Source organism: Mucilaginibacter robiniae (assembly GCF_012849215.1).
GTDB classification, from domain to species: domain Bacteria; phylum Bacteroidota; class Bacteroidia; order Sphingobacteriales; family Sphingobacteriaceae; genus Mucilaginibacter; species Mucilaginibacter robiniae.
This window is the reverse complement of sequence record NZ_CP051682.1, coordinates 1,365,254-1,383,041: the sequence shown is the minus strand read 5'-3', so window position 1 is coordinate 1,383,041 and position 17,788 is coordinate 1,365,254. Positions and strand designations below refer to the sequence as shown.

The 17,788-nt window shown below is 47.1% G+C and carries 18 protein-coding genes and 1 pseudogene; 4 read left to right on the top strand and 15 right to left on the bottom strand.

All coding sequences use genetic code 11. From position 1 onward, the window contains the following. Positions 1 to 574: 574 nt before the first annotated feature. From HH214_RS06140 to HH214_RS06130, 3 genes are read left to right on the top strand one after another with little or no spacing between them, the layout of a single operon-like run. The gene (locus tag HH214_RS06140) at positions 575 to 2,545 is read left to right on the top strand and encodes an McrB family protein (RefSeq protein WP_211166316.1); all 1,971 of its coding nucleotides are present in this window, start codon (positions 575 to 577) and stop codon (positions 2,543 to 2,545) included. After that, a complete protein-coding gene (locus HH214_RS06135) occupies positions 2,538 to 3,776 on the top strand; it encodes a 5-methylcytosine restriction system specificity protein McrC (RefSeq protein ID WP_169606493.1) in 1,239 nt (412 codons plus the stop codon). Before HH214_RS06140 ends, HH214_RS06135 begins: the two co-directional genes overlap by 8 nt. Next, complete coding sequence (locus tag HH214_RS06130) at positions 3,773 to 4,492, top strand: DUF2971 domain-containing protein (RefSeq protein WP_169606492.1); 720 nt, start codon at positions 3,773 to 3,775, stop codon at positions 4,490 to 4,492. Before HH214_RS06135 ends, HH214_RS06130 begins: the two co-directional genes overlap by 4 nt. Before the next feature lie 78 nt (positions 4,493 to 4,570). On the opposite strand, the gene HH214_RS06125 is transcribed toward HH214_RS06130, so the two are convergent. The 13 genes and pseudogenes from HH214_RS06125 to HH214_RS06065 form a co-directional block, all read right to left on the bottom strand. Then, complete coding sequence (locus HH214_RS06125) at positions 4,571 to 5,137, bottom strand: hypothetical protein (protein WP_169606491.1); 567 nt, start codon at positions 5,135 to 5,137, stop codon at positions 4,571 to 4,573. A 1-nt stretch (position 5,138) separates the two neighbouring features. After that, complete coding sequence (locus HH214_RS06120) at positions 5,139 to 6,017, bottom strand: toll/interleukin-1 receptor domain-containing protein (protein WP_169606490.1); 879 nt, start codon at positions 6,015 to 6,017, stop codon at positions 5,139 to 5,141. Between the two features lie 22 nt (positions 6,018 to 6,039). After that, a complete protein-coding gene (locus HH214_RS06115; protein ID WP_169606489.1) occupies positions 6,040 to 7,074 on the bottom strand; it encodes a hypothetical protein in 1,035 nt (344 codons plus the stop codon). A 40-nt stretch (positions 7,075 to 7,114) separates the two neighbouring features. Then, positions 7,115 to 8,767, bottom strand: a pseudogene (locus tag HH214_RS06110) (DNA translocase FtsK); the annotation flags it as partial. Further along, positions 8,760 to 9,452, bottom strand: coding sequence for an ion transporter (locus tag HH214_RS06105; protein ID WP_169606487.1), 693 nt, complete (start codon positions 9,450 to 9,452; stop codon positions 8,760 to 8,762). The pseudogene HH214_RS06110 and the gene HH214_RS06105, both read right to left, overlap by 8 nt. A 2-nt stretch (positions 9,453 to 9,454) precedes the next feature. Then, positions 9,455 to 10,033, bottom strand: a complete 579-nt coding sequence (locus HH214_RS06100; protein ID WP_169606486.1) for a peptidoglycan-binding domain-containing protein — start codon at positions 10,031 to 10,033, stop codon at positions 9,455 to 9,457. A 5-nt stretch (positions 10,034 to 10,038) separates the two neighbouring features. Beyond that, the gene (locus tag HH214_RS06095) at positions 10,039 to 10,410 is read right to left on the bottom strand and encodes a hypothetical protein (protein WP_169606485.1); all 372 of its coding nucleotides are present in this window, start codon (positions 10,408 to 10,410) and stop codon (positions 10,039 to 10,041) included. Further along, the gene (gene hxsC / locus HH214_RS06090; RefSeq protein ID WP_169606484.1) at positions 10,407 to 11,528 is read right to left on the bottom strand and encodes a His-Xaa-Ser system radical SAM maturase HxsC; all 1,122 of its coding nucleotides are present in this window, start codon (positions 11,526 to 11,528) and stop codon (positions 10,407 to 10,409) included. Before hxsC ends, HH214_RS06095 begins: the two co-directional genes overlap by 4 nt. Beyond that, positions 11,525 to 13,027, bottom strand: a complete 1,503-nt coding sequence (gene hxsB / locus HH214_RS06085) for a His-Xaa-Ser system radical SAM maturase HxsB (RefSeq protein ID WP_169606483.1) — start codon at positions 13,025 to 13,027, stop codon at positions 11,525 to 11,527. Before hxsB ends, hxsC begins: the two co-directional genes overlap by 4 nt. A gap of 2 nt (positions 13,028 to 13,029) precedes the next feature. Next, positions 13,030 to 13,551, bottom strand: coding sequence for a class I SAM-dependent methyltransferase (locus HH214_RS06080; protein ID WP_169606482.1), 522 nt, complete (start codon positions 13,549 to 13,551; stop codon positions 13,030 to 13,032). Then, positions 13,544 to 13,912, bottom strand: a complete 369-nt coding sequence (hxsD, locus tag HH214_RS06075; RefSeq protein ID WP_169606481.1) for a His-Xaa-Ser system protein HxsD — start codon at positions 13,910 to 13,912, stop codon at positions 13,544 to 13,546. Before hxsD ends, HH214_RS06080 begins: the two co-directional genes overlap by 8 nt. A gap of 2 nt (positions 13,913 to 13,914) precedes the next feature. Next, a complete protein-coding gene (locus tag HH214_RS06070; RefSeq protein ID WP_169606480.1) occupies positions 13,915 to 14,133 on the bottom strand; it encodes a hypothetical protein in 219 nt (72 codons plus the stop codon). Positions 14,134 to 14,200: 67 nt separating this feature from the next. Next, positions 14,201 to 15,229, bottom strand: a complete 1,029-nt coding sequence (locus tag HH214_RS06065) for an HNH endonuclease domain-containing protein (RefSeq protein ID WP_169606479.1) — start codon at positions 15,227 to 15,229, stop codon at positions 14,201 to 14,203. A gap of 89 nt (positions 15,230 to 15,318) precedes the next feature. Here HH214_RS06065 and HH214_RS22220 point away from each other — a divergent pair, with 89 nt between their 5' ends. Continuing rightward, positions 15,319 to 15,453 (top strand): hypothetical protein, encoded by a 135-nt coding sequence (locus HH214_RS22220; protein ID WP_256367687.1) that lies wholly within the window; start codon positions 15,319 to 15,321, stop codon positions 15,451 to 15,453. A gap of 13 nt (positions 15,454 to 15,466) precedes the next feature. On the opposite strand, the gene istB is transcribed toward HH214_RS22220, so the two are convergent. After that, positions 15,467 to 16,219: an IS21-like element helper ATPase IstB gene (gene istB / locus HH214_RS06060; protein ID WP_169605652.1), complete on the bottom strand. Its 753-nt coding sequence runs from the start codon at positions 16,217 to 16,219 to the stop codon at positions 15,467 to 15,469. A 16-nt stretch (positions 16,220 to 16,235) separates the two neighbouring features. After that, positions 16,236 to 17,765, bottom strand: a complete 1,530-nt coding sequence (gene istA / locus HH214_RS06055; RefSeq protein ID WP_248282179.1) for an IS21 family transposase — start codon at positions 17,763 to 17,765, stop codon at positions 16,236 to 16,238. Positions 17,766 to 17,788: the final 23 nt, after the last annotated feature.

Here is a 17,788-nt window from a genome sequence, read left to right as displayed (position 1 = left end):
TTGAGAGCAGGCGTACTAATTATCGGCCTGTAGCCCGCTCCATCCCCGGGAAGGGGTCTACCGAAGGGTGTATCCCCCGGGCTTTAGCTTACCGGTAGCAGATCACCTCACTATACAAGCCAGAAAGAGCAAAATTGCCAGGGCTTTTTTTCGAAATTAAGAAACCGAGTGAGGTACATGGCGCGCTTGCACTCCCAACAAGCCGTTTCGATCTGGTCGAATTGTGGCTTGCTTAAATATGCTGACCTATCTAAAAAAACTTCATAGATTTTGCATTCTTTAATATGGTTCATACCTCTGCTTCATTTTAGGATGATACTAAGAAGCCCATTGGTGACTATCACCATACGGATGAGTACAGCAGACAAGGATGTGGATAATGTTCAGTTATCCTTTATTGGCAAGCGAGCCATGATTTTATAATGCGTAGTTTGCCGAAAACTACATTAAATCTTTGTTACATTTACGATTTGTTTGGGCTGAAGATTGATATTGAACAAACAGTAAGAGCAAAAGTCAATCGAGAGCGAAAATTGGATTGATCAAATATATCTGAAAACCTTCCTTTCACAAAATGAACGATTACATTGATTACTATGACTGGGTACCCTTCTTTCGAGCCTTGAGTGAAGGTATTGCAGGTTTGGCTAACGCGGAGAATAGAGATGAACTGCTTAGCGAAAAGGCTCGGCTGACTTTCGATTCCGGTAATTCGATCTTGGGTTTTGATTTCACTGACCCATTTTCTTATTTATATGCATTGGCCCAGCGGAACACGGCTAAACAGTCTGATCTCTATTTCGAACGGGCGCGCATGGCCTTTGGGATCACGATTCCAATTCCGACCGATCTGATCTTTCCAACACCGCAACCCAATGCCCTTAGTTTGTTTTACGATGCCGGCAAGTATCATGACAACAACGGGACCGTGATCGGCAGTAACCCGATCTGGGAACTGTTCCTATCCTTACACCGCCATGAACCACCCGACCCAATGGCATTTAAACGTGTGTTGAGCTTGAAAAACGTTGGAGTGGTAAAACTCACTCAGATCATTTTTTTGGTAGATCCCGAACATTATATTCCGTTTGATAACCGAATGAATTCCTTGCCCGTTCCTGACTTCGCCAATTTAGCACTCACGGTAGCAAAAATTTCGGAAGTGGGCCTGCCAGCTTATTTAGAAGCCATCGACAAACTGAAACGTTGGTTTCCGGGGTGCCGGCTTTATGAGATCAATTTGTTGAACTGGTTGATAAATACGAGTGAACCAGATAAATTGATGGTCGAGAAGAAATACGCAGTAATCAGCAGTTATGCGGATGGTCAGGAAAGCAACGATCAATTTGACGACTTTGTGGCAGAGAACGCCGTCTGGACCGGTGGCCCGGAGAGCAGAAATGGTCATAAGGTATATCCGCTGGGTAAGTTCGATCGGGGCGATATTGTTCTGGTACGCAGAGGCACTGTAAGGCTCGGCGGTATCGGGATCATACTTCGGAACGGGTATTTATTGAGCGGCTGGGATGAGGATAAGAATATTCAGATTCTTTGGCTGATCCGGCAGAATAGGAAGATCAGCGATACTAAGCTCGGCCAATGGGATGGTTTTGTCGAAGCCACCGCGAAAACTTTAGCTTGCTTTAGGGATGTTTACCCTGAAACTTTTCAAATTATAGATCAGATCCGCCAAAAACAAAGAAAGATCATGAATCATCGTCTTAACAAACAAAAGAATATTATTTTGAGTGGTCCACCGGGAACGGGTAAAACACGTAAAGCACTCCAGATCGCCCAATGGTTAACGAATGATGGAGATAAAACAGTGAGCCTACTCCAGGCGATTGACGGCCGGATCATTCCGAATACGGACCCAAGTATCGAGCAGATACCCGAGGCCGAATTGATCCAGTTCCACCCATCCTATACTTACGAAGACTTTGTAAGGGGAATTGTGACCGTTACAGAGCAGGAGAAGCTAATCTATCGCGTGGAGAACCGAACACTTGCTAAAATGGCCATGGAAGCTGCCAAGCCCGAAAATAGTGACAAACCTTATGTGCTGATCATCGATGAAATCAATCGTGCTAATTTATCAAGTGTTCTTGGCGAGCTTATTTATGCACTTGAATATCGCGGGAAAACGGTAGATACCTTGTACGCTTACGAAGGCGATACTGGATTAAATTTGCCGGAAAACTTGTATATCATCGGGACGATGAACACCGCTGATAGAAGTATAGGTCATATTGATTATGCCATCAGACGCCGATTTGCTTTTATACCGGTCCCTCCAGAGGTGACTGCAATATCAACGAATGTTGGCCGTAAACTTTATGATGGTGTACAAGCATTATTCGACCATCATACCTCGCCGGAGTTCGACCCTGCTGATGTACGTATTGGACATAGTTATTTTTTGGGTGAGGAAACGGGGTTAGCCATGCGCCTCAAATATGAAATAAAACCGATCTTATTAGAGTATGTTCGGGATGGCATTCTGTTAGAGCCAGCTAAACCGCTGATCGAAAACTTACATGTCTGAAAAATTGATCTATACGGCTGAACATAGCAAGGTGTCCATGACCACTGAGGAATTGTTATTGCTCGAAAAACATGGCAATACCAAACTTATCGAGCATATCGACTTCAAAGCGGAAGTAATACACACCGGTTATTTTATAGGCCTGGATACATTATCACCTTTAGATAAACCCTTATATGTCGGACCTAAACGCGAGGCAGGCAAGCGGCTTGATTATTTAAAAATGCTTTCTGTCTGTCTGCACCACCCCTTGATCAATGTGCACAGCCAAGACCTGTTCGACATCCGCTTTCAGCAACAAACTATCCGCATTCTGCAACAGGATGATTTATTGACACCATTACTGATCGTTCAATTTTTGCGCGCGACCGAGCGGGTTGTTCGCAAGAGTTTACAAAAAGGTTATTACAGCCGAACGGAAAACAAGACCGCAAAAGTCAAAGGCCGGGTATTAGTGGCGGACACGATCAAGCGCAATCATTACCGCAATAATTATCTGCAAACGTGGTGTAAGTATCAGGAGTTTGGCATAGACACCGCACCGAACCGGATCTTGAATAAAACTTTGCAATTTGTTCAGCGTTATGCACAATTATTTCCCGCGGATATCCTTTCGTTAGGTGCAAAACTCCGGTTTTTACAGCCCGCATTTGCAAGAGTGGGTACGGATGTTGAGATGAATGAGATCGAACATTACCGGCCTAATCCCTTTTATGCAGAATACGGCGATGCGATCGCTTCGGCAAGGCTGTTACTAAAGCGCTTCGGCTATCAGCTCAACGCACTACAGTCAGATACTTACACCGACATGCCTCCATTCTGGATTGATATGTCCAAGCTATTTGAACTCTACGTGTTGGGGCAGCTGCAGAAAGTCATTGGCTCGCAAGAGGTCATTTTCCAAGCTGATGGGAAATTCGGTTATCTTGACTTCCTGCGCACCAGTCAGGGTGAAGAAATGATCATTGATGCCAAATACCGATACCTTTATGGCGAAAAACGGTATGAAATAGAGGACGTTCGTCAGTTAAGTGCTTATGCCAGAGACCGTGGTCTCCTGGCCCAGTTAAAGCTACCTAAAACAGAATGGTCTAAAATGGTTTTGCCTTGTCTGATCATTTATCCTGATCCGGAAGCTAGTCCTGAGCTTGAACGCAGCTCCTTACTAGATGATCCTATAAAACAATTTGAAAGTTTTTATCGTCAAGGAATTTGCTTGCCTCGACTATGAAATGGAAGCTGGAATTTTTAAGACTCTTGCTAAGCCGAGACACAGGGCAAGCTTTTGAATTGAAAGCGGTTAATTTGCCATCGATGTTGTATCGTTACCGCAGTTTTAGTGAACATAACTTGGATAACTTGGCAAGTGGCCATGAGTGGATGAGTTTGCCGTTGGATTTCAATGATGTTTTTGATGGTTGTGTCACCAATGTTAAACGTGATATCGATAAGGCGCTCCGCGAATCAGCTGGGGATGGTGAATGGGGTGACCCCGATGACGTCATAACAATGCTTAAAGAGGCTTTTCAGATTGACGATATCGCGGAGATAATGATCCATGGAGTCAATAGGAACCTTCGTGGGAAAGATGTGCATATTTGCTGTTTTTCTGAGCGGATTGACAGTAGTGTGATGTGGGCGCACTATGGTGTAAATCACACCAGGTATTGTGCAGCTTATGACTTCAGCGAGGCTGCGAACGCTAAACATATCTTCCCTGTCTTCTACGAGCCTGTCATTTCTTCCACTATTAATCCAAAATTGGGCGATGAACCGGCATCGGATCATTATCCCTTATTATTTAAGGATAAGGATTGGAGTTATGAGCGGGAGTGGCGATTGATCTATTATGACCTTTTGCAGAAAAATGCAAATTCTCAATTGCTGAAAATGCCGCCCGTGGCAGTATTGTATGCCGGGGGCATTATGCACAGGAGAACAACTTGACGTACTTCGTGCTCAGGCTAATACGTTGAATGTGCCCTTGTATTTGATGAAGATCAACTATGTTAAACGCCAGCTTTTTTACGAACTGGGGTAATTCAGGGGCTGCTCAAATATGGGCGCGCCATAAAACAGGATTTTTTTGATGTTCAAACCTGCGTTTGCCACGCCGCGTCCAAATGCGGTAGCGGTCATAGCGATAGTGTCCGGCTGGTAATCAGAAAATAAAACGATCAAAGTTTTGTCGGCTGTTATAAAAGCATCAAGAATATTGAACTGTTGTCTCAATCCTTCCAAATAGGCCGTTTCACTGACCGTATTATGATTGGTCAAGGTGACATCATAAAGCGCTGCCGCTTTGATCGTCCCCTTTGATAAGGCCCGTAATTGCTGGATGATATTGGGGTTGAACATTTCAATTTTACCAAACAAGGCATTGCGTAGTTCGTGCATTTGGAAACCCAATACCTGCCAGCGTGTAAGATCTGTTTCCTCCAGCCACTCGGCAGCTTGGCTCATCGTTCTCAGTTTAGACAACATTGACTCCACCGTCAGATAATGCTCGTCCAGGTTTTGGCCGTGCAGCAGGTCGGCTTCGATGTTCGCGGCTTTGCTTTCCCAGTCGTCAGTAAATTCTTGAAAGTTCATGTTAGGAAGTATAGTTAATGAATTCAATTTTTATAGGGAGCGCACGGAGGATTTCTGTCAACCCTTCAAATTGGGATTTCGGATGTTTGTAGACGAATTGTTGCAACAATTGCGGCACTTGCGTGGTTTCTCCCGGCTCGGCGATCACTAGGACAATGATTCGAAAGCGATCCCCTTTATCGTAGTGTTCTGTCATCGCATAATCAACTTCGGTCGCCAAATACTTTTCGTCGATGTAATTGCCGGTGATGAAGAAGATCGCTGCGCAGGAATCTTTAAATCCCTGGGCGATACTGCGGTGCAATTTGTCACCGGCTTTCATATCGTCTTCGTCCATCCAGGGTTCAAAGCTTAACGTTTTAAGGATGTCGCGATAGGCTCTTACAAGCGGTTTGTCGGCCGATTTATGGCTCAAAAAAATACGTTTAGGTTGGTTTTCCATTAATTGGTCGTAGGTAAAAATAAAGTTGACCGAAGTCTTCGTTTCTTTGAAAACATCCCATTGACTGACCTCCGGAACGAGATCCAATTCGCCTTTAAAAAGGTCGATCGTAAGCTTGCTTGGAATACTCAGGTCTAGAAAGATCACATTCTCACGTGGCTCAGGCGGCTCGTCCTCCTTGAGCATACCGATCAATTCATCCTGAAAATAGGCTTTAAAAACATCCAGATTTAGCGTCCATTTCTTAGCGTTAAACGTTAACCAACGTTGCTCCTGTTCCGGCAAATGGGTCTTCAGGTAGTTGATGGCTTCACGATCAGATAGTTGGTATGGGGAATGAAAAGTGATCATCACACCGTCATCTTTATAACTATCATCGAACCGGCAGAGTTCCCAGACCGTTTTGTCGCCAATAAATGTGCCGTTGAAATGGAGCATAGGATTTAATTATCCGGTAAATTTAACTAAGCTTTTGGGCAGTTTCCAAAAGGAAAAGCGCATAGCCCTTGGGTTTAAGATGCGGACTTTTAAAATACGTCGGAACTTGATAATGGCTGCTGGTCGCTCCGGTAAGCGCGAATACCGCATTGCCGATTTCGGCAAAGTAAAACATGGGTTTGGCGAAATATACTTTGATCGTTGATACTGTAAATGGCCAGTCTGGGTGATCGCTCGCACAAATGATTTGCGAGCGTGCTGTAGTAACTAATTTCAAGTAGGCCAACGATAATTTGGGAATTGGTAAATAACTATCAGCCGCGGAAACGCTGGGTTCCGTGTATTTCAGACTGCCCAGGTCTTCTTCCTTTAGCAGAATAAAACTGGAGAAATCTCCGTAATACTGACGACCTAAGCTATCGAGGCCATGGGTAAAAAATCGCGAGATGGCCCGGACGCCTTTTTCGATACAAATAATAGCTGCTTTGATCGCGCGCTGATCTTCTTGTTCGTAACTTAGGCCGGAAGTGTCCACGCCTTGATTAAAATCGTAAATAAAATCGGAAAAAAGTTCGAAAGGGTTAACCGCCGGATTGAAGTTGTCCAGAACGATGGTGTCAATATAGAAATAGCGTTGAGCGACCGCGAATTCGGTCAAGATATCCAGCAAGCTATGGAAAGCCGGGTCGTTTTTGAGGTAAGCCAAGTCGTCGGCGACCATAGGGACACTGTTCATCAGTGGTACCTCATCCGCATAAGTCAGCAGTTCTTTCAACAATTCCTCGATGCCATGCCCATTACGGTATTTGCTAAAATATCGATGAGCTTTGACCTGTTCCGGGAACTCCCCGTGGAGATGTTTATGTTTGAGTAGTAACAGGATCTTTAATAAACGCTCGAAACCAGCGGCGAGCAATTGCAAGGTAACATGGTTATTCGCACCGATAAATTTGGTCGACCGTAAATTAAGTAAACCGGTTTCAATGAAGCGGAAAGAAGCTTCTACTTCTTGCGTTACGGCGACGACTTTACTTAAATTCTTTCCAAGATCATTCATGCTTCAAAAGAACGGACTTGGTACGCAATCTATTTGCGCACTAATAATTTTTGTTGAACAATCTCGCCCAAAAACCTTTCGGCTTGGGCTCTGGTTCCGGGATAATGACCGTTGGAACGGTAGTTGCCGGTTTTTCGGCGATGGGTTCGGGGACCATAGTTGGCTGAATTATTTCGGGTTCAGGTGCTGAACCGCTCAGGAACTGTTCGAGTGAATATTCATCAGCGAACAACACATCGCGCGCTTTGCTGCCTTCAAAAGGTCCAACGATGCCGGCGGCTTCGAGTTGATCGATGATGTGACCGGCGCGGTTGTAGCCTAATTTGAGTTTGCGTTGGATCAGGGAGGTCGAACCTTGCTGGTGCAGGACAATCAGCCGGGCAGCGTCTTCAAAAAAGGGGTCACGGTCGTTTGGGTCAAAAAGCAGTGGCGCTGGTTCAGTATTGTACTCGGGTAAAAGTAGCGGGCCGGCATAACCGCGCTGATGGCCGATGAAATCACAGAGGCGTTCGATCTCGGCGGTTTCGATCAAGGCGCCTTGCAGGTGAACGATTTCGGTACCGGTTCCCAAGAGCATAGCACCTTGGCCGTTCAATAGTTCGGCGCCGCTGGCGTCGATGATGATGCGGGAATCGATATTGGAGGCCACACGGAACGCCACACGTGAACTGAAGTTCGCTTTAATGCTGCCGGTAATGATCTTGACCGACGGTCGTTGGGTGGCGATGACCAGGTGGATACCGGCTGGTCGCCCCAATTGGGCCAGGCGGTTGATGGGTACTTCTGCTGTCAGCAGATCAGCAAACTCATCGATGACGGTAACGATATAGGGCAGGTAGCGGTGTCCATCGTTCGGGTTAAGTTTTCGGTTAATGAATTTACGATTGTATTCCTGAATGTTCCGTACGCTGGCAGCTTTCAATAGGTCATAGCGCTGGTCGAGTTCGATACACAGACTATTAAGTGTGTCAACAGCTTGAGCAACTTCCGAAATAATGGGATTGGCCTGGTCGGGTAAGGCGGCGAGAAAATGCCGTGCGATCTTGCGGTAAGGGCTGAATTCCAGTTGATTGATATCGATCAACACCAATTTTAACTCGGCAGGGTGCTTTTTATACAGTAAGGAAGCAATCAATGTGTTCAGGAAAACTGATTTACCCTGACCCGTTGCCCCGGCCACCAGCAAATGAGGTAAAGCAGCCAGATCAGCCAAATAGACCGCATTATCCATCGTTTTACCCAGGGCTATTGGTAAGTCCATGCTGGTTTGCTGGAATTTTTCGGTAGCTAAGACGCTACGCATAGCCACAACGTCAGCTTGTTCATGCGGGATTTCGATCCCCATCGTGCCTCTGCCCGGAATCGGTCCAATAACTTTGACATGCGCTGCCAAGTATAGGCCTAAATCTGATTGCAAACCTTTGATCTTGGCGACCCGGCTACCCGGCGCAGGCGTAATCTCATAAAGTGTTAGAGTCGGCCCGATGGTCGCCCGGATCTTTTCCAGTTGCACATCATTGTGTGCTAATATATCAACGATCTTCTGCTTATTAGCTTCTAATATTTCAGGGTTCAGCTTAGGCTGTGAAACTGGCATTGACAACAGGTCAAACGTCGGGTAGATATACCTTGACAAATCAAGTTTGGGGTCGTATTGACCGAATTGTTCGATCAGTTCATCGATATTATACATGCTGAATCTCCTTTCCACAATGCGGACAGCAGGTTGCCGCCACGCTCCACCACATCGTTTCCGGGATACTGGAGAACTTATCCGGCTGCGCATCGTGTTCCACAAAATACATCAGGCTTGCCGCCAGGATGATCAAAGTCAACACCATGAGCATGCTGATCAACAGCTCGTTCTTTTTAGATGCGAATACCCGCCGGATGACCCGGGACGCATTCAGGAAACGCGCCAGTTTAAAAAATCTGACGAACCGGATTATCCGCAGCGAACGTAATGACCGCAAATCCAGCCTGGTCAGCGGCAAATAGAACGGTAGGATCGCTGCAAGGTCCACCAGCATCCCTGGCGAAGTGACATAGCGTAACCTTCCCCGGACCGGATGCCGGTAGCGCCGCATAGTCGTACACGACCAGATACGCAGCAGATATTCCATACTGAATAGTAGGACAGAAAACAATTCAAAATCCCGGAACCATTGGCCATAACTTACATATAGACTTTGTACCGTCTCCAGGCACACCGCTAGTAAATTCAGCAGGATCAGCGTCACAATGAAACCATTCACCACCCGGTCCCAAACCGTACCACCATCCCCAGGATCGAGCAGCAAATGCACCTGTCTCTTTAAACGATGATAAGGACTGTTCCGCTTCTTTTTCGCGATAGCGATAGGTGAAATACTGATCATGATCAGGGACGTGACAGGAATGATAAAGTCGTGCTGCCGGCTTTGCCGTCTTGTGGCAGATCCATGACCTTCTGAAACTTTTTGACAGCTACCTCGGTCTGCTCGCCGAAATAGCCGCTTACCGGTACCACATAACCTTTTGCTTTCAGTAATTCCTGCATATGTTTAACGTCATCACCTATCATGCCTTTGACCAGCACACGTGCTGTGTCAATGGTGGTCAATGAGGAGCCCGAATAGACGCGTCTGACAGGTGGTGCCGGCGATGGAGCGCGGTAAACCGGGTCGGGCGGTGTATAACTGGGTGAAGAAGAGGCGTGAGAAGCATGCGATGCGTGGGATGCATGAGACGAATGTGAGGTATGCATCATTAACATACTGTCGTCCGGGGCGGCCATGTTCAACTTGAGCACCAGCTTCGGTTTCAGGCGATTTTTACTGACAGCGATATGGGCATCGTTATCTTCGATAGCGTTATGAACCGGAACAACGGCTTTAGCGCGCTGGTTATTTAGCAGTCCGATCGAGGCCAAGGCCAGCGATAGCGCTTTGAATTTTTTAGGGTTGGGTTGAAGTTTCATACATTTTATTTTCGTTTGCTTTTACCAAGTTGATAAGCGCCGTACACGATGCCCCCGCCGACTACCAATGCACCCAATCCACCGATGCCGCTGTCATCACCGCCACCGTAATGACCGGATACATGAGAGCTGTGCGACACGTGCGAGCTATGGGAACTGTGCGAACTATGCGATACGCAGCGTGCCTGGCCGGCGTCAAAATAACGACTGAATTTTAAAACCAGTCGCGGCTTAAGTTTACGCAGGCGGGCCACCACCGGCTCCAGTTCCTGGTTAGCAACAGGCAGGGGTGCCGCGGTGGCTTGCGGAGTGCGCAGCGCCGAAGCTGCTGCCAGGATCAAGGCGGCACGCTGCGCCAGGTTTGGGAATTTTTTCATGCGCTTAAAGGTTGAATATAGGCACTACATTTTTTCAGGTTCCAGGTGAATAGCCCGCCGCAGTCATCCAGTTTACTGCAGCTTTCACAAGCCGGCAGGTAATCGTTCTTCCAATCTGAAATGGATTTGCGGGCATAAGGCCACAATCTTTCCGGCATAACGCATAATTGTGCATTATAAATAGAAACATGCATACCCTGACCGGCCAGGAACTCCACGGCCTCGGTCAGTTCGTTATTATAGTCATAGGGATCGATCCACAACTGTTCGATGTTGTGTGGCGTATAGCCCGTATATTCCAGGCCCATGAACGTGACATGCTCGGCGAATGGCAGGTTCTTAAAGATGTACCGCGCCAAACGGGTCAGCCGCGGGATGGATTGCTGATGGAGTACCACGCGGATCTCCAGGCGTATCCCGTGGCGGGCCAGATTATGCAGGCCCAATATCGTCTGGTCGAAGGCCCCGCGGGCCTGCACGATATGATCGTGCACCTGGTAGTAGTCAGCATAGACCGGGATACCCAGCATGAGGCGCGGGTTGTCGATCCGGGCCAAGCGTTCCGCCAGATGGTCCCAGGCAAATGAACGCCCGTTGGTCAGGACATGCACTTCGGTGTCGGGGAGCTCCCGCGTGATCAGCTCGAGCAGTTCAAAAAAGCGTTCCCCCATCAGGGTCGGTTCACCGCCGGAAACGGTCAGTTCGACACAGTCTTTCGGAATCAGCGGGATGACCCGCCGGTATAGTTCAAACAGGTAAGGTATATCATTTTTGTCTTTGGGCGGTTGCGAGCACATCAGGCAATTGCTGTTACAGCGCTCGGTGGCCAGGATCGTATTATAAAACGAATTTGTGCGATAAACCGTACGGACTATGCCATCCGGTCCGATGGAAACAATGTCGCCGTCTGCAAGATGGTCTAAGGACGAAATATTAAAAACGGTCGGTAAGCCGGTATAACTGGCAGGTGCGCAACTCAGGATAGCCAGGTAATCGCCATACGGCGCAGCGTCACCGATAAAGATCAGTTGTTCGCCCTGTTTTTCAGGATTACGCGTAATGATGCCCACCAAAAGCTCATTGATATGGAGCGGAATTCCTTTAGCCCTGAAGATCATGATGCCCTCCTTTGTGAGACCCAGCCTTCAAAGATCTGTTTCACCTGAGGGTCGCTGTCCATCAGCTCGATCAGATACCGGATGAGTTCCATATTCTTTTGGCAAAAAGTACTTGTCGGACGATAGCCCCAAACGCTGCCCTGCGTCGCGTGATTGTGGACGGGGTCAGCTCCGCAATAGGATTGAAAAGCACATTCCGAACAGCCGGGCAAGGCTTCGTTCACCATGACGTCTGCAAGTTCCTGCGCTTTCTCCCCATAAAAAACAGCTTCATAATCATGGGTGTCCAGGTGGCCTAAGCGAAAAGTATAGTCACCTGACTCCGCCAGCATGCGGCTTTCGTCACTGGCATAGACAGCACCATCATAATTAAACAAGATAGCGTTGGTAATGGAACCTGCCGGAGAATTTAGATCAACATAACCTACCGGAAACGGTGTCAGGATCTTTTTGAGGATGATGGTCGCATATTCTTCGCGGAAAAATTCCCCGTCGCGGTTGTAGTTCAAGATATGCTGTAACGCGGTCTTATAGAATGTGATGAAGCGCTCGATCTCATATTTATTCTTCTTTTCATTTTTCAAGGCAAACCCGTACGGTGAAATCGGCCGCAAAAAGATACTTCGGAAACCTTGCTGAAAGTATTCGTCCACGATGGCCAGCGGATGGTCTAAGGACAGGTTTGTGGTCGTCATCAATGCAGACAGGTTACCCGGTCCGAGCCATTGCCGGGCCATCTCTATACCCTTTATCGTCAGTTCATAACTGTTGTTGCCAGGGCGCCTCCGGTTTTGGTTATGGATGAAGCCCGGCCCATCGAGTGAAGTGGACAGCAATACGTTGTTAGCCTGGCAGTAAGCCAGAACATCTTCGTCCAACACTGCCAGATTGGTGCAGATCACATAGGTCATTTGCTTGCCTTTTTCTAAAGCCAACGGCTTGGTGCGTTCGATGGCATAGACGATCTTATCAAAGGCCAGCAGCGCCTCGCCGCCCTGGAACTCCATGGTCAGGTACTCTCCAGGTGACCGCAGCATGAGATCGATCCCTTTGTTGATATGTTCATAGCGCATATCAAATTCGTCTTTATTGCTCGTGACCCGCGATACCTGGCAATAGTGGCAAGTATGTTCGCAGCGCAGCGTGATCACGAACAAATGCAGGCTGGTGAATTGGTCCAAAAAAGACTTTTTGGTACGATAACGTGTAGCAAGCACATCGATTAATGGCGGTAGCTGTTGTTCGGCAATAAAGAAACCGGCGATCAGGTCACCGTACAGTTCTGCCTCGTCCTCACGCCGTAACTTCCGCTGAACGATTCGTGCCGCCGTCCCAGTGGGTACGACCAAATGATCGCCTACTTCGTTGACCAATACTTCTTTCCGGTCATTTAGCCGGTGGAAACGAAAAGGCAGTAAAAAATATACATTACCTGATCCGGCATAAAAATCCGGAGCTTTGAATTTGCGAGTGTTACGCTGTATTAAGGTTTCAACCATTACTATATTTTCAAGAAAGCTTTTACCGCACCCCGGTCTTCATTATTAGCCGAATGCTTACAGCGTTTAAAATCATATACCAAAAGCTCAGTCTCCCTGAACAACTCCTTTATTTCTCCGTCTGTAGGCAAGGTTCTAAAATTCTCACCGTGACAGGCCGGCGTTTCGATTAGCAAAAAAGCGCCTGTATGCATCGCTTTCAAGAGGGATCTCAAAAATGTAACATTAAAAAAATGAACAATACAAACGAACTTGAACGAAGCAATCTCAACATCTAGAGGTGCCTTCAGGTCCACAGTTTGCAACCTGACATTGGTAACTTCCCCGGACTGTGCTATCATATGCAGCGCAGATTCATCAATATCGACTGCCAGCACCTCCCGAAAATATTGCGCCAGAAAAAAGGTGTTCCGGCCGCTGCCGCTGGGTGCATCCAGACACTTATCTTGCGCAAAATCATGCTGGACATGATAAGCCTTGATGACCCGTTTGACGAAAGGCGAAACAGCCTTATCATCATTCATAAACGGAAAAACCAACTGGATCACTGATCTCACCGGGCGGCTCCTCGTCCAGTTCGCCATGTGAGAAAGCCTTTGCGATCAATAGGTCCCGTACATTTTGCGTCTCTCTTGTCACGATGTCCCGCAAATTAAAATCCACCAGGTCCCGCTCTAGCTTTTGCAAAAAAAGTTTAAGTTCTTCCGCAGGCATTTCGCCTACTGGGGTGAGTTGAATCTGATAATAGCCATCGGTTAAGGAAACTTCCGTATGAAAGCGGTCGCCATACCAGTACAGGCACTTAAAAACCGCCTCTTTCGAAAACAACTTTTCATCTGCAAATACGACGATACGGCCATTTGCAATGTAGTTCTGCACCTTCATGACTAGCGATGGCGGGAATGATGTGAATGATGTGAAACGTGGGATGCATGTGAGGCGTGCGAGGCATGATTGGAAACCCGCACCTCAGCTTGCGGATCTTTAAAGTTTAGTTTTAAAACCGGCATCGTCTTGGGCTTTTTACCTACAACGGTTAATGATCTTAAAACGGTTTTCTTTGCAAACGCACCGATCTGGTTGGACTTTCGTTGAAAATTTGACATATTGTGTAAGGTTATTTATTTAAAGTTAGTAATAATATATTAAAATACAAATTGTTAAAAACGGCGCTCAACCCAAGAGTTCAAACCCATTATTCCGTGCGATCGTTGCCATCGGCTGTATTTGCTCAAAAACTCTTTGTTGCTCGAATAGTGATACATCCGGCACGATGGTCAGATAGTCTTCTAAAAATTTATGCTTGGGTGCTTTATGCTGTATAATTTCTAAAGCAGACCGTTGCAATTCAAAGTATGGCTCAAAATAACGCTCTAGTGGCGGGAGCTTATCACTTTTTGTGCTATTAAATGATCGGTCAGCAGGTATCAGGTTCCACATCAGGTCATGCGAAACGAAAGCGTAGGGCAGGAAATGCTCGACTGCATAGTCCCCAACAATCAACTTCTTATTGGTATAAATACAGCCCACACTACCCAATTCGCCCACAACAATATCCCAAAACTTACGCTGTTCCGTCAGCGCCTTACGAACCGGCAGCTTGATCAGCTTATTCGGAATGTCCGGCACATTCGGATTCTTAGCCTGCAAATAGACCGCTAGGTTCCAATAACAAAACTGCCGCAAATTGCCAGCATGACGCTTCAAATAATCGACCCATATCGGATTGATCTCAATCTGATCGGCATAAAGCGCATACAAACACTTGTTCTCAAACCGTTGCGAAGCCGTATAGGTTGCCTGGGTATCTGCCGCCCTAAACCAAGGACTCAAAAAACGATGCGGCACCTCCCCATTAAAATAACGCAGCTCTTTTAACGTCGCCTTATTTGCAGAACTGGATAGTTGCTTGAAAATATAGCCTCGGTCAACATCAATTGTTAAAGCCTCTAAAGCTTTGATAGATAGTATAGCCTCTTGCAACTTATCCTGCTTCCCAAACGAAACCTTAAAATAGTTCACCGTATACCAAGCATGCGCCACCATTTCAGCAAAAAGATCCCGTTTAGCAATTCTGACCTCACCCAATTCCACCCGGCCCAACACCGCCAAAAACCAATAAAACTTATACGTCGCCGAAGTATTATTAAAACACCCCGCCAACAAATGCACCGGTAAATCTTCGTCATAAGGCAACTCCATGCCCAAATATAGGAAATATGATATTTGTATAAATATTGCTGATATTTGTGTTTTAACAGATTATTGCCTAAGCATTTATCCTAATTATTATGAATACTTCAGAATTGGTAGACATCGATAGGTATTCCGGGGATGTTGACCAGGCTATTCCGTGGCAAACTGACCAGTCTGAGAACTGGCGGAATGATGCAGCCAATGCTGTAGAAGCATTATTACAAAGTTAGCTATCTCAAGTTATTATTGGTAACTGATTTCCTTTTCATCAGCCCTGCGTTTTTTTCTCATGGATTCACCCTTGAGATCCAGCCGGTGAGCGCTGTGTACGATACGGTCTAATATTGCATCAGCTATTGTTTTTTCACCGATGACCTCATGCCATTTACTGACCGGAAGCTGTGAGGTAATGATCAGGGATGCTTTACCATGCCGGTCTTCAATGATCTCCATCAGGGCAGCCCTGTTTTGTGCATCAAAAGGCTGCAAGCCAAAGTCATCGAGTATGAGCAGTTGCTGGCGTTCAATCTTTGCGATCTCTTTGATGTAGGAGCCATCAGCCTTGGCCATCTTGAGTTTGGCAAATAGCTTGGGTGTACTGGCATAGAATACCCTATAGCCCTGCATACAGGCCTGGTAACCAATAGCAGAGGCGATGTAGCTTTTGCCAATGCCGGTGCTGCCGGTCAGGAGCACATTCTCATTGCGCTCAATGAAGGTGCAGTCCGCCAGGCGCATGACCAGGTTGCGGTCAATGCTCCGCTCTGCCTGGTAGTTCACCTCTTCAATGGACGCTTTGTAGCGGAACTTGGCATGATAGATCTGGCGCTCTATACGCCGGTTATGCCGGTCATCCCATTCGGCATCCACCAGGTAGGCCAAGAGTTCATCGGCCGTGTAGTGATCTGTTTGCCCGGTTTCCAGGCTGCTTTGAAAAGCATGGAACATGCCGAAGAACTTCATCTTCCGCAGTTTGTCTAAAGTGTTTGTATTCATATGACTTGATTCGTGTTTACTGGTAATAGTCTTCGCCTCTGATGTTATCATGCTCGGGCATGGTAAGTTCATTGGCAAATAAGCTTTCTTCGTACTGATCGAGGTTCTTTTCCAGGATCATTTGTATGGTCTTGTAACTGTACATGCCATAACTCAGGCCTCTTCTGCAGGCCAGGATCAGGCGTTCATTCCCGGCTTTACGGGCAAAGCCCAGCACACCGATGCAGGATCGGTAAGCCTGCTCTGCATGGTGCCTGCGGCTAAGGATATGCTGGATATAAAGGCGCACATCCTCATGGATCGATGCGGCCCAGGACAGGAACTTTTCCGGGTTCCACTCGGCAACGAACTGGTGGGTGGAAGCCAGATGGTCTTTATCCGTAATGTAGCGGTGCAGCCCCTTGGTACGCTTGTGAATGGCTATGCGTTCATAATGATAGAAGGCCTCTACCGTCGTGCTGGAATACAGCAGCTTGATCTTTTTGCCGATGAAGCGGTAAGGCACACTATAGTAGTTCTTATCAGGCCCGAGGCTGACATGCCCGTTTTTCATCACGGTGGCATGAAACTGCTTTTTAAGCTCATAGCGCAACACGGGTAAAGGCATAAGCGTTTCACGCTCTACCTCCTCGAATTGCTGCCTTCTGCTGTAAGGCCGGCTTTGCATCAGCCGGTTATTATGGGCTTCCAGCAGTTCATGAATAGCGGCATTCAGCTCTTGCAAGGAATGATAAACGCTCTTGCGCAGGGGAACATAAATGCGGCTATAGATGATTCTTACGGCACCTTCTACCAGCGCTTTATCACGAGGGCGGAATGCCCGGGCAGGTAAGATGGTCGTGCAATAATGATTGCTGAAGTCTTCAAACGTTTCATTCAGCGTAGGTTCGTAACGGTTACTTTTAGTGACGGCAGCTTTCAGATTGTCCGGAACAATGGCCTCCGGCACGCCGCCAATGTAATGCAGGGTATGCTCACAAGCGGAAATGAAGTCTTCTTTTTGCTGGCTCATGACCGCCTCGACATAGGTCAGCTGGCTGGCCCCAAGTATGCCGATGAAGACCTCGACAGGAATGATCTCCCCGGTATCCCGGTTTGTGATGCTCAGCTTTTGACCGGCAAAATCCACATACAGCTTATCACCGGCCTTGTGGTCGATGTGCATCACAGGGTTAACCCGGGCCTGCCACTGGGTATAATAAAAGCAAAACTGGCTATACTGGTAACCGTCCGGAAACTCTTTACGATAAGCCTCCCAAAGCATTTGACGGGTAACACCGGTACGTTTCAGCTCTTTGTCTACTTTGGGAAAGCAGCGCAGCATGGCTTGCATACGGCTGTTGGGAGAGCGCTCCTTAGCCTTGCCAAACAAGTCTTCCAGCTCTTTATCATTCAAAGCATTGACTTCATCAAAGCTGAAGCCGCTCTCCTTGAAAGAGGCCAGATACTTCTTTACGGTGTTTCTGGATGCGTCTGCCTGGGCTGCTATAGACATGATGCTGCGCCCGTTGGTGTACATCCTTAAGATCTTTCTTATCTTACTCATACTGATCGTAGTGTTAGCCATAC

Coding starts and splice junctions, on each gene's coding strand:
- HH214_RS06140 (WP_211166316.1), top strand. CDS start 575: ATGAACGATTACATTGATTACTATGACTGGGTACCCTTCTTTCGAGCC.
- HH214_RS06135 (WP_169606493.1), top strand. CDS start 2,538: ATGTCTGAAAAATTGATCTATACGGCTGAACATAGCAAGGTGTCCATG.
- HH214_RS06130 (WP_169606492.1), top strand. CDS start 3,773: ATGAAATGGAAGCTGGAATTTTTAAGACTCTTGCTAAGCCGAGACACA.
- HH214_RS06125 (WP_169606491.1), bottom strand. CDS start 5,137: ATGAACTTTCAAGAATTTACTGACGACTGGGAAAGCAAAGCCGCGAAC.
- HH214_RS06120 (WP_169606490.1), bottom strand. CDS start 6,017: ATGCTCCATTTCAACGGCACATTTATTGGCGACAAAACGGTCTGGGAA.
- HH214_RS06115 (WP_169606489.1), bottom strand. CDS start 7,074: ATGAATGATCTTGGAAAGAATTTAAGTAAAGTCGTCGCCGTAACGCAA.
- HH214_RS06105 (WP_169606487.1), bottom strand. CDS start 9,452: ATGATCAGTATTTCACCTATCGCTATCGCGAAAAAGAAGCGGAACAGT.
- HH214_RS06100 (WP_169606486.1), bottom strand. CDS start 10,033: ATGAAACTTCAACCCAACCCTAAAAAATTCAAAGCGCTATCGCTGGCC.
- HH214_RS06095 (WP_169606485.1), bottom strand. CDS start 10,410: ATGAAAAAATTCCCAAACCTGGCGCAGCGTGCCGCCTTGATCCTGGCA.
- hxsC (WP_169606484.1), bottom strand. CDS start 11,528: ATGATCTTCAGGGCTAAAGGAATTCCGCTCCATATCAATGAGCTTTTG.
- hxsB (WP_169606483.1), bottom strand. CDS start 13,027: ATGGTTGAAACCTTAATACAGCGTAACACTCGCAAATTCAAAGCTCCG.
- HH214_RS06080 (WP_169606482.1), bottom strand. CDS start 13,551: ATGAATGATGATAAGGCTGTTTCGCCTTTCGTCAAACGGGTCATCAAG.
- hxsD (WP_169606481.1), bottom strand. CDS start 13,912: ATGAAGGTGCAGAACTACATTGCAAATGGCCGTATCGTCGTATTTGCA.
- HH214_RS06070 (WP_169606480.1), bottom strand. CDS start 14,133: ATGTCAAATTTTCAACGAAAGTCCAACCAGATCGGTGCGTTTGCAAAG.
- HH214_RS06065 (WP_169606479.1), bottom strand. CDS start 15,229: ATGGAGTTGCCTTATGACGAAGATTTACCGGTGCATTTGTTGGCGGGG.
- HH214_RS22220 (WP_256367687.1), top strand. CDS start 15,319: ATGAATACTTCAGAATTGGTAGACATCGATAGGTATTCCGGGGATGTT.
- istB (WP_169605652.1), bottom strand. CDS start 16,219: ATGAATACAAACACTTTAGACAAACTGCGGAAGATGAAGTTCTTCGGC.
- istA (WP_248282179.1), bottom strand. CDS start 17,765: ATGAGTAAGATAAGAAAGATCTTAAGGATGTACACCAACGGGCGCAGC.